The organism is Lutibacter citreus (genome assembly GCF_003260195.1).
GTDB classification, from domain to species: Bacteria; Bacteroidota; Bacteroidia; order Flavobacteriales; family Flavobacteriaceae; genus Lutibacter; species Lutibacter citreus.
The window spans coordinates 20,791-34,957 of sequence record NZ_QEIH01000014.1 but is presented as its reverse complement, the minus strand read 5'-3'; the positions used below and the strand labels follow the sequence as shown (position 1 = coordinate 34,957).

At 26.1% G+C, this 14,167-nt stretch carries 14 protein-coding genes; 1 reads left to right on the top strand and 13 read right to left on the bottom strand.

All coding sequences use genetic code 11. The features are described from left to right. Positions 1-393: 393 nt before the first annotated feature. The 5 genes from DAD81_RS19955 to DAD81_RS19935 form a co-directional block, all read right to left on the bottom strand. Positions 394-1,032 carry a LolA family protein gene (locus DAD81_RS19955; protein WP_111710130.1) on the bottom strand — a complete coding sequence of 213 codons (639 nt, stop codon included), beginning with the start codon at positions 1,030-1,032 and terminating at the stop codon, positions 394-396. Positions 1,033-1,267: 235 nt separating this feature from the next. Then, positions 1,268-2,497 carry a hypothetical protein gene (locus DAD81_RS19950; RefSeq protein ID WP_111710128.1) on the bottom strand — a complete coding sequence of 410 codons (1,230 nt, stop codon included), beginning with the start codon at positions 2,495-2,497 and terminating at the stop codon, positions 1,268-1,270. A gap of 28 nt (positions 2,498-2,525) precedes the next feature. Then, positions 2,526-3,272: a CPBP family intramembrane glutamic endopeptidase gene (locus tag DAD81_RS19945; protein ID WP_111710126.1), complete on the bottom strand. Its 747-nt coding sequence runs from the start codon at positions 3,270-3,272 to the stop codon at positions 2,526-2,528. A 21-nt stretch (positions 3,273-3,293) separates the two neighbouring features. Continuing rightward, the gene (locus DAD81_RS19940; protein WP_157961204.1) at positions 3,294-3,755 is read right to left on the bottom strand and encodes a methyltransferase family protein; all 462 of its coding nucleotides are present in this window, start codon (positions 3,753-3,755) and stop codon (positions 3,294-3,296) included. Positions 3,756-3,898: 143 nt separating this feature from the next. Next, positions 3,899-5,089 (bottom strand): outer membrane beta-barrel protein, encoded by a 1,191-nt coding sequence (locus tag DAD81_RS19935; RefSeq protein ID WP_111710122.1) that lies wholly within the window; start codon positions 5,087-5,089, stop codon positions 3,899-3,901. Between the two features lie 309 nt (positions 5,090-5,398). Between DAD81_RS19935 and DAD81_RS19930 the strand changes: the two genes are divergently transcribed. Beyond that, the gene (locus DAD81_RS19930; protein WP_111710120.1) at positions 5,399-6,895 is read left to right on the top strand and encodes a serine hydrolase domain-containing protein; all 1,497 of its coding nucleotides are present in this window, start codon (positions 5,399-5,401) and stop codon (positions 6,893-6,895) included. A 28-nt stretch (positions 6,896-6,923) separates the two neighbouring features. Here the strand turns inward: DAD81_RS19930 and DAD81_RS19925 are convergent, their stop codons facing one another. From DAD81_RS19925 to DAD81_RS19885, 8 genes are all read right to left on the bottom strand, one after another. Further along, positions 6,924-8,084: an alpha/beta hydrolase-fold protein gene (locus DAD81_RS19925; protein ID WP_111710118.1), complete on the bottom strand. Its 1,161-nt coding sequence runs from the start codon at positions 8,082-8,084 to the stop codon at positions 6,924-6,926. Between the two features lie 176 nt (positions 8,085-8,260). After that, positions 8,261-8,755 (bottom strand): hypothetical protein, encoded by a 495-nt coding sequence (locus tag DAD81_RS19920; RefSeq protein ID WP_111710116.1) that lies wholly within the window; start codon positions 8,753-8,755, stop codon positions 8,261-8,263. A 154-nt stretch (positions 8,756-8,909) separates the two neighbouring features. After that, positions 8,910-10,025 (bottom strand): hypothetical protein, encoded by a 1,116-nt coding sequence (locus tag DAD81_RS19915; protein WP_111710114.1) that lies wholly within the window; start codon positions 10,023-10,025, stop codon positions 8,910-8,912. 180 nt (positions 10,026-10,205) lie between these two features. Next, positions 10,206-10,907 (bottom strand): hypothetical protein, encoded by a 702-nt coding sequence (locus DAD81_RS19910; protein ID WP_111710112.1) that lies wholly within the window; start codon positions 10,905-10,907, stop codon positions 10,206-10,208. 155 nt (positions 10,908-11,062) lie between these two features. Beyond that, positions 11,063-11,452, bottom strand: a complete 390-nt coding sequence (locus DAD81_RS19905; protein WP_111710138.1) for a hypothetical protein — start codon at positions 11,450-11,452, stop codon at positions 11,063-11,065. Between the two features lie 241 nt (positions 11,453-11,693). Beyond that, a complete protein-coding gene (locus DAD81_RS19900) occupies positions 11,694-12,149 on the bottom strand; it encodes a glycosyl-4,4'-diaponeurosporenoate acyltransferase CrtO family protein (RefSeq protein WP_111710110.1) in 456 nt (151 codons plus the stop codon). A gap of 205 nt (positions 12,150-12,354) precedes the next feature. Then, positions 12,355-12,882, bottom strand: coding sequence for a hypothetical protein (locus DAD81_RS19895; protein WP_111710108.1), 528 nt, complete (start codon positions 12,880-12,882; stop codon positions 12,355-12,357). Between the two features lie 461 nt (positions 12,883-13,343). Beyond that, positions 13,344-14,033: a CPBP family intramembrane glutamic endopeptidase gene (locus DAD81_RS19885; RefSeq protein WP_111710104.1), complete on the bottom strand. Its 690-nt coding sequence runs from the start codon at positions 14,031-14,033 to the stop codon at positions 13,344-13,346. Positions 14,034-14,167: the final 134 nt, after the last annotated feature.

Below are 14,167 nucleotides of genomic sequence, written 5' to 3'. Positions count from 1 at the left end.
AAATATCTGAAATTCATTACAAAAACCATAAAAAATGATGCAAAAACAATGCATTATTTTGTTTTATATATAAAAGCGCTATTTACACTTCAAACAAGAGGCTTAGCAACCATTAAAAATTGAAATTCAACTACTATTGTAAAAAACAAAAGCCCCTTAAAAAGAAGCTTTTGAGTTGTGTTTTTATGTTTTTTAATGCCTTGTGCAACGATTACCATTGTTGGCAATAGTATTAATTTTTTGAACATAAAGATAATCAATCTTGGCAATTCGTTTTTTGTATTTTCACCAAACCATTCTTTCATTTTCAAGAATTGCAATACGTTATTTTTTGCCTCATTAATATATTTTGAAATGTAATGAATATCAAATAATTCTATTTAACACAAATTATTAATTGTCCTCAATTACCGTATATCCTGGATATTTACTCTTGTTAAAAATAAATATAGAATCATCTATTACTGGGTTTGAATTATATTTAGTAATAAGATAAGTCATTATTGTTTCGTCCTTCATTTTAAAACCTATTTTCTTAAGTTCGTTAGCAGATTTAGAGATATATAGGGTTAATGTTTTATAATCAACATTTGCAGGATTTTTAGGGTATAAGTATATAACATGAACAGTCTCTCCATTCAATGTAGTTTCTTTCCCATATTTGTTCTTAAATCCGCTTTCCCATAATGTCATTAACTTTTTTGGATTCAACATTTCATCATCTTCTTCATCAGCATCCGTTTTGTAAATGGTTTTTTCTTCTTTTATAATTGTACAAGTTATAATAGCATTAGAAATGATAGTATTGTCTCGAAAAGAACTAAGAAAATGATCTCCTTTTACCCATCCAATTCCAGATTGATTTTCATCAATACCAGTCACAGAATTCTTGATGTTGACGCTGAATTCAATATAAAAAGAGTTGCTTTCGTTTAACTTTTCCGATAAATTATCAAGAATGGCTTGTGATTTCTCATCTTGTATTAAGGCAGTGAACGTTAGTAATGTTAAAAGTGTTAGAATTAATTTCATATTGTATTATTTTTGTTTAAATATCTATAATTGAATTAACACTATAAAGATTTTTATGGTTAATAATAGTATTGTAATAATGAAGCACAACAATCTTGTATATTGTTTGTTGCGTGTTTAATTCTCCTAATTTAGTAAATAAATTACATAGTAGAAAATTAGGGAATGTTTTAGTAAGTTGTATAAAACCAGGCAATTAAGCTTGTACGGTCTTAACAAATCGTTTTAATTGTATTTATTCTTCTCCAACAAGAAAAGCACCTTCAGGACGAACATATTCTGATGGAGCTGCATTGGCTTTAAGTTGTTGATCAACATATTTTAACACGGCTTCCTCATCTTCCACAGTAGTTCCGTCTATATCTGTAGTTGTTGAAAAAGTGACAGCACCTCCTGCATCTGTAATGTTTTTTACAAATCGATATGCTTGTTCTCCCTGAAACATTAAATTAGATCTTTCACTAGACCAAGTTGATCTTATTGGTAAAAATAAATGTTTTGTTGCTAGTTTAGAGCCATCATAAGATGTTGTAGGTGATGATTGAATGTCTGGTACTGTAAATTCTTCGTAAGCCCAAGAATTAGGTGGAGCTCCTTGCCCTAAAGGTGTAATATGGCCTGCAGTAAAGTCTGACCATGGATCCATAGCCGTCATTTTTATAATTTTATAATCAATATCATTTGTATCACCTATACCATCGCTATCAACTTTTAAAAAAACACCATTTTCATCTGTGAAATAATCCTTTGCTAGATTTGTTGTTACCATTATATCTGGATCAACATTACGTATCATTTGAACAAATTCTCCTCTTTCAGTATTGTTGCCAGGGTAGCTTGAAAAGGCATCTATCCAATAACCATCTACTCCCATTTCAGCAAAACGTTTTATATAACCTTCACAAAAATTCATCCATGCTTTATGTTCGTTACCCGCAAAATAATTGCTTACATAGTTATTCCATGCGGCAGCTCCATCTGTTGTAGCTCTTTGCGCAGGGCTCATTCCGTTTAAATACAGAATCACTTTTTTATTTGCATTTTTAAACTCCGTAATAACATTAATAATCACTTGTTCGTTTGCTAAGCTCGGTACAAATTCTTCATCTATAATTGCGCCTGAAACGCCCATTACAGCCTCTACATTTTCGTTTGTTCTTAAGGTCCATAAATGTGATTTTGCATTATTAGTTGCATTGGTGATTATATGTCCCATAGTAGGATAACTGCTTATTATTTCTTTAGCACCCGCCACATAGTCATATCCTTTACCACCATCAGAATCAGTTTTAACGTAATCATCTAACGTTTCTCCACCTCTTACATACAAACGAGCTCCCCAAGACCCTTGAAGCCTTGTTGAAATTTTATTGACCTCATTATTACTCTCAATATTACCTTCTGTTGAACATGAGATTAAGAAGGTGATTGCAATTAAAAACCCGTATATTTTTTTTGTATTCATTAGTTGTTATCTTTTTTATAATTAACCTCTAAGAATTAATTAATAATATTATCATTGGTATTGAGCCAAGCACATTTGTTAGCAAATGTATTAAAATTGGCGGTATTAAACTATCAGATTTTTCTCTGTAAAACGCTGCAAGCATACCCATAATTGAAGTGTTAAAAACAGTAAAAAATACATACCAAATATTGATTTCTGAATTTAAAAGTGATAGATGCATTGCGCCAAAAAACAAACCAGAAATAATTACTGGCAAACTTAATCTAAATATTTTTATGGATTTTAAATGATTCATAAAGCTTTGTAATAATCCACGAACTAAAATTTCTTCACAAATACTAGACCATATCCAAATAACTAATATTAATTCAATTAATGAGTTTGGTTTAGAAAGAAGTTTAGGGTTTTCGGATGGAAAAATATTATTTAAAATACCCATAAAAATAATAGCCCCAACTATTAAAGATCCAATAATAATACCAACAGATATTAAGGTCATTTTTAAATAATTAATATTTTTTGGTGTACTGAACCCGTAATTTTTTAATGAACCATTGTTTAAAAATAAAATTGTTAAAATTGATAAAATCAATATGTAAAATTTAAGTATTGTATGTTCTGAGTAGGAACTAAAATCAAAGTAGTTTTTAAGATATGGTAAAGTAATATCATATAAAAACTTACTTATAAAAAATATAGCAACTCCTAAAATTAATGTAGTTAAAATTGTAAGAATTGCATTATTTTGGATTTTTTTAATTATTCTTTTCATAATTTTTAGAGCAATTTTTTGTTAAAATAGAAAAGGAATAATTCTTTTAGCCTTTTGAGAATATAAGTTGTATTCTTTATATGTTTCTCTTAATGAAATTTCTTCCAAAATCATTCTTACATAAGTACTTGAAACAATTAAAAATACTCCAATAATAGTCTCAATTTTTGGAAACGCTATAATACAAGCTAAAAAAAAATATATTATTGAAGCATAAATCGGGTGCCTAAACAATTTATAAGGTCCATTAGTTACAAGTTCTCCTTTTGTTGAATTTGCATTTGCATGAAAACTTCTCATTCCAAAAGTAATTCTAGCCCAAATCATAATTATAACAGCGCAAATTTGAATTGTTATAGCAAAGGGGTTATAAGATATTATTAAATGTTTCTTAACTAAAAAAAAGAATCCAATTAGTGAAATACTAAAAGCAATTAGTGATGCTCGTTTTATTGTCTTTTTGGTAAATTTTAATTTATTCATTTTCATATTTTTTTGCAATTTTTTCTATTTAGTTAAATTATCCTACTATTTAATTTTTTAATCTGAAAGAGTGGAAGGTAATCTGGAATTTGTTAGTTAATTTTATTTTAAAGAACTATTTATCTGCTTTCACAAATAGTTTTTTAAAATATTGAATAACCAAATATTACTGATATTGTTTTGTACTCTGAACGCCATAAGTTATAATTTCTTAATAGATCTCTATTTGTTTTATACCTTAATTCTAAGCTATATTTATCGTTATGTTTGTATCCTATACCAAGTCCTAGATTAGTTGAATTAGAAATTTCCAAATTAGAGCTTGAATTATAATTTATTTTTGAATTGTTTGGAATATCAATTATATACGATCCGTTTATGAAAAATTTAGAATTGCTATTTAGAAAAAAATAATATCTTATTCCTATTGGTAATTCAATAGATTTGTAATCAACTTTAGCATTTACGGTTGTTAGTTCTATTTCAGATTTATAATACTGATATGTAGGTTCTAATAAAATAGCCCATTTACTTTTGTTAAATGATAAAATAAATTCGGCTTCCATTCCAAATCCAAATCCCGTTATATTTCCAAAATTAGCATCCTTGTCGTAAGTACTAATATTCGCTATTGCTAATGATGAGTTATTTATGCGTGGTCTAATTGTCAAATTAAATAAATCCTTTTTTTGCTTTTCTTCGAAATTTACTAACTCGGAATTACCACATTGATTGTATAGTACAAAAAGCTTTACCAAGTCATCTTTTTCATAACTAATTTTTTTAAGATCTTTAATTTTAATATGTTCACATTTTAAACTAACCAATAATTGTTGTTTAAATCTATTATTCACACGTATTAAATTTCCAGATGATTTATAGTTTTTAAAAATTAACTGTTCAATATTATTTGAATTGTCTATACTATAAAAAAATCTAACTAAATTTCCATCCTCATATTGGTATAAATTTGATTGACCATTTACTAGCACTTTTAAAAAAAGTTCTTCTTCTTTAAATACGGGATTTATAGTAGTGCTTAAATTATTTATATTTTTACTTGACCTATCAATATTTACAGTCCTTTTTATATATTTAGAATAGTTATAAATTCCAAATTCTTTTACAAGTTTTATAGTTTTTTTGTTTTTTTCTGTGTTTTCAGAAAGTCTAAATTCAAATTCTAAAGGATTATTCTTCCAATCAATATTTTTAATTTCACATTCCACCTTTTCTCCATTATTAGTGATATAATATCCCTTTTCGAAAGAAATTTGAGAATAGGAAAGAGTGCTTAAAAATGTAATTAGAATAACTAGTAATTGATTTTTCATTTATAGATAAAATTAAACTTGTTGCTTTAAATTATTGAGTACAGCCTTTTCTTTATAGCTTGTAACCAGCGGTTTAGGGTTCGTTGAAGTTGGGTTTATGAAAACGTAATTTTTCAATGTTTAAAATTAGTACTTTTATGTTTTAGAAACATTCTATATTGTTGAATTAAGTAATTAATTATATACTGTACTGAAAGTAGTTTTATTTCAGATTTTTTTATTCATTCCTTTGGTTGTTCATTTTTGTTTATATTAATCAAATTTTAAAAAAGTATATTTAATTAAATATTACTTCAAAATGAACCATAAATGAAAAATCTAATCAAATTTTCCTTGGTATGTTTATTTATAACATGCTTGTATTCCTGTAAAGACACTAAAACAAATAGTGATATTAATACATATGGAGAATTCATTCATAAAATGAATGATAAAGGTTTTACAACAGGGAACATTTTAGTTTATGAAAATGGAAAAATTGTTTATCAAAATTCAAATGGATTAAGAACTATTGATACTAAAGAACCACTTACTTTAAATTCTCAATTTAGATTAGCTTCTGTGAGTAAGCAATTTACAGGAATGGCAATTATGAAATTAAAAGAAGCAGGTAAAATAGAGTATGACCAAACTGTTACTTCCATTCTTCCTGAGTTTCCTTATAAAAATATTACGGTTCGTCATTTATTACATCATATTTCAGGATTGACTGATTATGAGCGATTAATAGATGAAAATTGGAAGCCTGAAGATTCAACTAAGACTTACATTTTAGGAAATGATGAAATTATTAAAGTGTTTTATAGCGTAAATCCTAAGCTTGATTTTATAACTGGTGAACGTTGGGAATATAGTAATACAGGGTATTTGTTTTTAGCATCAATTGTAGAGAAAGTTTCTGGTATGCATTTTAGAGATTTCTTAAAGGAAACCATATTTGAGCCTTTGAATATGAATAACACAGTACTTTATAAATATCAGATAAATTCAGATCCTAATATGCCAAACCGTGTATTTGGTTACAAAAAAGCTTTAAATCAAGTAGATTTAGAGCTAAATGATTATAATATTGTAAATGATGTTAGGGGAGATGGAGGGATTTATTCCACCTTACAAGATTTATATAAATGGAATCAGGCACTTGTAAATAATACCATTATTCCAAAACGTTATTTAGATGACGCTTTCACTTCTGGAGTTCTTAATAACGGAGAGTTAACAAGATATGGATTTGGATGGGAGATTCAGTCTAAATCAGGTGAGCCAAAAATAATTAATCATTCTGGTGGTTGGGTAGGTTTTGAAACTTTTTTACATAATGAAGTTGATACCAATAATGGCTTTATTTTGTTGACTAACAATTCTGGAGAAAATTTTGACGCTATTTTAGATGGTCTATTTAATATTATTGAAGGTAAACCTTATGTAATACCAAAGTATCAAATTGAAAAAGAGATGGCTAAAAAAATTCTAGGAGAAGATATTGATAAAGGGATACGTGTTTATCATGAATTAAAATCTGATACAATTCAATATTCAACTTCAGAAGGAACAATAAATGGTTTAGGTTATAGATTATTAGGCGAAGATAAAATAGATGCAGCTTTAGAGGTTTTTAAATTGAATACAGAAGAATATCCTAAATCTGCTAATACTTATGATAGTTATGGAGATGCTTTAATAAAAAAGGGCGATTCTATTAATGCACTTAAAAATTATAAAAGATGCTTTAAAATTGATAGTACTTTAAGCTACGCATATGATAAAGCTTTAAAATTGGAAAAAGTACTTAATTTAAAAAAGTAATTATTTATAGCATTATTGTGCGTAGTTATTAATTGTTAAAATAGTTTTCAATATTAAATTCAAATTCAGATTTTTTTTCAGGTCTTATGGTAATACTTCCATAAGTTCCATTTAATTCTGCTTCAGATTCCCAATTTCCTTTTGTGAATTTAAATTGTGCTGGACTTTTAAGTTTAAGTTTTATTTCTCTTTCAAAATCAGAAACCCTAACCATTTGTACTTTTTTGGGATTCCAATTACCTAAATTGTCTTGATTTCCTGTAATGTAAATTGTATCTTTTTTATTTAAAACTTTTACTTTTATTGTAGCATTATATTCTTTGTCACTTAATTCCTTTTCTTGTAAATCGTATATATTTTTAAAATAAAAATTAAGAGCTTTATTTAAACTTGGCGGAAAGGTGTTCCAATGATTATTTTCAGGAAATTCATTTATTTGAACTCTTAAATTATCATTCTTTAATGTTTGGTTAAAAAATGAATATACTTTGTCTCTTGCTGGTTTCCATTCTTGCCAATACTTTATGCCTTCATTAGCATTACTTAAATATAAATAGGTTGGTTTCTCTATTTTAGAATAATTAAGATTAACAAGTTTATTCGCCAACTTGTTGTTATCGTAAGCAAGGTTAGGTGAAATAGCTATATAATCATTAAACAGATTAGGATTCTTAATAAATGAATTTAAAACAAATGAAGCACTTAAAGAATGGCCAATTGCTATTTTATTATTTAATGTTCTGTAATTAGAATCTATATAGGGTATAATTTCTGTACTAACAAAATTAAAGAAATTATCTGCATTTCCAGAATATTTCCCATACCTATCAATTGAGTTTTTAGTTTCTAAAACAGGTAAAAGGTCGTTGTTTCTTCCGTAATCAAGTTTTTCGTTATAAGGCGAAGTTATACCAACAATAATAAAAGATTTGGTATTGTTGGTTAAAAAGGAAATTATAGAACTTGTATAATCAAAAAACTCTCTACTATGGCTATCAAACACATAAAATACATTAAAGTATTCATTAACTCTCCAGTCGTAATCTATAGGTGTGTAAATTAAAATTTCTCTTTCTTGATTTAAAGATTTCGAATGAATTTTTACATTTTCAACTCTTGCAATATTTTGTGCAAATGTGATACCTGACCATAAAGTAATTAAAATAGTTGTTATAATGTTTTTTATCATTTGCTGTCGGTTTTGTTTACTTACAGATTACGGTATTTTATAAGATTTTTCGTGATTGTTGAATGTTTGGTGTTTTGTTATTTAGTTTAAATTTAAGCATAAATTTTATGAGGTGTTGGGTGTAGTTATTTTTTAATTTTATTTCATAAAGCAATTAGAAATTCTAATTCTTTAAGCTATTCATTTTCTAACTTATGATGTTCACCAACCTTTTTTATTAAGATAAACATTATATCCAAAAATAACCAATGAAAAAAAACTCTGTATTTGAATTCTTCATCATTATTTTCGGGATTATAATATTTTTTAGAATACCAATTATCTAGATTTTTCTTAACACTGGTACCGTTTGAACCAAGATTAAAAAAGTCTTTAAAAGTTCGAATTTCATCTATATGAGCAAATTTGTTTCTAATTGTCATTAAGTCAGTAAACATTTTTCTGTCATTCTTGTTTAATCCTTTGATATCTTGAATTAGTTGGATTTTTTGGTTGAAAGATAAAGCAACTGATTTATGACCAAGTGAATTTGAATTTTTCCAATCAATATTTAAAAAATCCCCAAGCACTTGAGATGTAGTCTTTTCTATTTGTAGAGTGAGTTCAATAATATATAGCCTTAAGTTTTCGGCATTTGAGTTTTTATATATGTAAGAGTGTTTTTTAGTCATTTTATCTTATTTGGTACAACGGTTTTTTATAAGATTTGTGCGACTGGAAAATCGGAGATTTTTCTGCCGTAGCAAATCGTTTGTTGAATGTTTGTCGTTAATGTTAGTTCGAATGTAAGCATAAATTATATGAGGTGTTGGCAACTGTGTTTTTTTAATGAACTAATATTTTTTTCTCATAATTACTATGATTTATATTGAAAGGTTTAAAAATGTCCATCATATAATTTCCTTCAAGTTTTTTCTCATATTCTAAAAAGTCATCAATAGTTTTATTCCCAGTTTGATTTGTAAAGTCAAAAGAGTCTTGCGAAGATTTTTTTAGAGTTATTTTACCATTTATTCCCTTTATGTTTTGGTCTTTTAATGTTGCCGAAAATGAAATCAGTTTCTCGTTTTTAGTATTTTTGTCAAGTTTAAAAGTGTCAATTATGATGTCCTTGTCTAAAACTCCCAACCAATGGGATAATCCATTTTTAATTATAATTGATTCTTGTTTGATGTCTAATGTCCAAAAAAGTTCTTCGTAAAAGTCCTTTAATAATTGGAAAAAGTCATTTATGAAAGCTGAATTAATAATGTTTATAGAATTATCACTCTTGTTGAAACGTAAACTTTTATTATATTTTTTCACAATATTAATGGCTGTTTTAATTTCTGAAAATATGGAAGAATTATGAACAATACCATTCCTTAAAAATTGAATGTCTTTTAATTTAGAAATATGGGTTTCGAGGTTTCCTGTCTCAATTTCAATTACAAGATTTAAATATTGAATAGATGAGTTCAAATAATCTCTCGAATTGAAATGAGATGGCTTTATTTTTTTATTAAATACAGTTGACGCAACGTTGACTATTTCGTTAAGTTTGCTTTCATTCAAAGAGTATAAAGCAATCAATATTGATTTACTATATAAATCCAAAAAACTGTTGTACTCAATATCAATTTCTTCTTTTTGGCTATAGTGTTGATGGTCGAGCATTTTTAAACCTGAAGCATTCATCGCATAACTATGAGCATATTCATCTTCGCCATAATCCTTAATTTCATTTTTATAAATGACTTCCGCTTTCGTTTTCTGTAATTTATAGTTTTTATCGTTTGTCTTTAATTCTTCATTCCATTCACTAACATATGCTTTTGATGTTAATTTGAATTGTCTCTCGTAAATATAGATTTGGTGTTTAAACTCCTTAAATAAAGGTTCAAATTTATTTTCAATCTTTTGGTTAATTATGTGATAAAAGGAATATTGAAATTGACTCATTTAAATGTAATTTTCTTTGGATTTACTGGATTCTCAACATTGTTGCCAACGTGTTTTTATATGATTTGTGCGACTGGAAAATCGGAGATTTTTCGGACGTAGCAAATCGTTAGTTGAATGTTTGTCGGTTCGTTTTTTAGTTTAAAAGTAAGCATAAATTTTATGAGGTGTTGGCAATAGTTAATTTAATTCATTGTATATCATTGATTCAATTCTATAAATTTTCTCTAATATTGCTATTACTTTTTGAATAAATTTATCAGTCAAGTTTCCGAACTCTGTTCTTGCCTCATTACTTTCTATATCGAGCGAAAGGTCATCTATTTGTTTTGATAACTTTGAAATTTCAAGTCTTATTTTGCTATCTGTCACAAGACCTAATAAAGAAATATTATTTAAATCTTTCTTTAAGTCTTTATTTAAATCCGAAATTCTCAGTAATTCTTTTTCCAATAAATGGAGTTCATTGTCAATTATCCCTTTTGACTCAAGATATTTGGACTTATATAATTTAAATTCCTCTGTTTGTTCAGATTTTAAATGACTAATTTCATCTTTGTTTTTTTCTTGATTATCTGTCAGAATTTCAATCTGTTTATCGATATTTTCAATTTTATTGGAATGTTTATTAATATTTAAATCAAAATTTTTAACTTTTTTATCAAGTATTCGATATGAACGATTGATAAAATATTGATGTTCTAAAAATACATTTTTTAAAGAATTTAGAATTGAATGAAGATTATTGAAAACAGCAATTTTTTCTTTTCGTCTTAACTCTTTTTTTTCAGTGTTTCTTTTTTGATAGAATTGAACAATACTCCATATTATTCCGAAAATAGCTAAGGGAGAAATATATTTCAATAATTCTGGTATATTCATATTATTTTCTAATTATTGCCAACGGTATTTTATAAGATTTGTGCGACTGAGAAATCGGAGATTTTTCGGACGTAGCAAATCGTTTGTTGGATGTTTGTCGGTTCGTTATTTAGTTTAAAAGTAAGCATAAATTTTATGAGGTGTTGGCAACAGTTTTATTCAATCAATAAATTCACGGTTATATAATCTGTATCAGTTGATTTAAATCTTAATTCATACTCTCCAGGAATTTGAGTTGTAAACTCATAATTCACAGTCCTTATTGGCAAATCTTGAGTACAAATACATCCCTCATATCTAGCGTTTACTTCAATAATTTTTACGTTTCCATTTTCCGTTTCAATAAACTCTCCAAATTGTCCACATCCATTGGCCACTCCAAAATTAACCTCGATATTAATAATTTCATTTATAACTCCATTAGAAGGAGAATCAACAGAAGCCACATATGCTAATTTATTCTCGATACAATCATTTTTATCATTATCGGAACAAGATATGTTTATAGATAACAGAATACTTAAAATTATAAGATACTTTTTCATATTTTTAGAATTAAACATTATATTAATCTTTACGTAGAATATTTAAAGAACGCTACAGCATGCAATCATCAATGCAGTATTCAAGGTTGCGTCAAATTGTTGCCAACACGTTATATACTCAACATCTATATTCTTATCCCGCTAAAATGTTGGGGATAAAAACACTTTAAGTTAAATAAATTTTATTGTGCAATTTTTAACATCAAATATACAAAAGGTAAGCTATAAATTAAGAAGGTTGTTAGCTAAATATTTTTATTATTCTGTCTATTCGTCTTTTATTTTCTTGTTGTAATAAAGACGGATATAAATTCAATAAAATATTTGCAATCATAATAACTAAGCCAAATAAGTAGTTAGCATTAATAATTTTTACTACAGCAAAAATAGTCACGAATAAAAATCCAATTAAATGACTTATTTCAGAAATTGTCATTTCTTTTCGTAACTCATTTAACTTAGTTAATTCAATTTTATTTTTCAGTTTAAGTTTTTGATTAAAGTATTTAAAAAATGTATTTTTTACAATCCATTTAAAGAATCCGATACCAATTATTTTATTCAGATTTTTACTTTTTATAAAATTCAGATTCGATAAATTGCTGTAGAAAGGTTTGTTTTTTATTAATTCATGAATAATCATTCCAACAATCCAAGAAATAATTGATATAGAAATACTAAATTTTAAGTACTGCATAATTTTTATTTTAAATTGGAATTTATGATTTTTATATGATTTGCATCAATATTATGAATTTAGTTAGCCAACAAAGCTCCTTTTGTGTTTTTTTAAGAGATCTTAAACAAGTTAATTAAAAAATATAAGTTGTTAGTTATTTTAATATTTAATTCAGTTTTTTTATAATTTTATTGAAATTGTAAAAACCTTAAATTTCTTAATTCTATTTATCTTTAAACTCAGGATATTTTTTTAAAAAACCACTATAAGTACCAGAGCCATTGTTATTAAAGTAGTATTTATTTTGTAAGAACATTTTCTTAGGATTTAAATTAATGCTCGAATTATCTTTTGGTAAATAAGTGTTTAATTTAATAGAATAAGTTCTATTTTTAAATTGAACTATTTGAATATTTTCATAGTAAATAGCATATAATGTGTCTTTTTTTAGTGTATCATCATCACTTTTAGCATTGTATGTTAATTCTATGAATTTTACGACCCCATTTTCATCATCTTTTTTGGTTTTATTGTAGTCAACTATAACTGGGCTGTTAATATCTGCAGGGTTTTTATTCGTAAATTTATGATTAATCTGAAAATCCCAATTTACTTCCTCAAAACTATCTGGGTTGTGCAATATTTCTTTAATATATTCTCTAATAACTTTTTTGGGAGTATGGTTTTCTTCGGAAGAGTTACAAGAATAAATGAGAAGAAGTAAACTTGTAAATAATATAATTTTTTTCATAATTTAATTTTTAATAAAAGCCGATATTTTTGCGTTTGTTGTGTTGTATTTTGAAGCTGTAAATTTAGCAAATAAATACGTAGTAGAAGATTCAATAAGATTTTTTTAAATGTGCTGAATTCAAGTTGTAAATAATAAACAATATCGTTTTTTATTTCTTTAGTAATAGCGCTGTTTTTATTTAAATAATACATTTATCATATTATATTTTTTACACAAATTAACCTTGGGTAATTTGTTGTTCTCAACCAAAATGTTTGCTCATAATAAATTTGAAAATTTATGAGCTAAATCTTCTATTTAGCTCACGAAAATATATAACGGTATTGAGTATGCATTTTCTTTAAAAACCTTATTGAGCAAATACAAACAGAATAGATAATTTGAAATTTTTTGTAAATACGGTAAAACAGAATTATAAAATATTTTACTAGTTGATTTTTTTAAGCTGCTAAAACTAATTATCCATTAAAATTTAAAACAATCATTCCAATCATTCCAAATAAATTTCCAGACATATGAATAATTATAGCGTAAATATGGTTTTCATATTTTTCTTGATAATAACCAGCTACAATTCCTAAGGCAAAAGGACCAAAGAGCATTCCAATTGTGTAAATTATTGATTTATCATAATTTATTGGTATTATATGATATAAGCCAAACATTAAAGCACTTGTTACTACAGAATAACTTATTTTTTTATTAAAAACAGCTATTTTTTTTGTTCTTAGAGGTCTTATTATATTTAATAAGAAACCTCTAAAAAGTAATTCTTCGGCAATACTGGAATAAATAAACACAAAAAATAAAATTTGCGTGATTGTTAAATTAGAAATTGGCATTGTATTATTTTCCTTACTGAAAAATAAAGCAATACTCATTATTATTCCCGAAACAAAACTAACCAGTAAACCAAATGCAATTGGTTTTAGTAATGTTTTTAACTTTGGAATTTTCAGTTTAAAACGTACATGCTTTTTAAAAAAAAGAATTGCAATTAATGAAAGAAATAGTATTGTTGAATGTTTAAAAAATGAGTTGGGAAAAAAATCAGATTTTAATCCTATAAATTTACTTGTAAATGAAGATAAATAATCAATTAAAATAGTAATTGCTATTCCATAAATTATAATGATATACTTTTTCATTTTTTTTAATAGCTAATTTTAAAAATAGGTTTAGCATAACAAAAGTTTTGTTTTTGAAACCGTGATTTTTATATTTTTAAAATTAATCTATTTTGCTTTAAATACTCAATTTATAGTTGTTTTTATAATTGAAG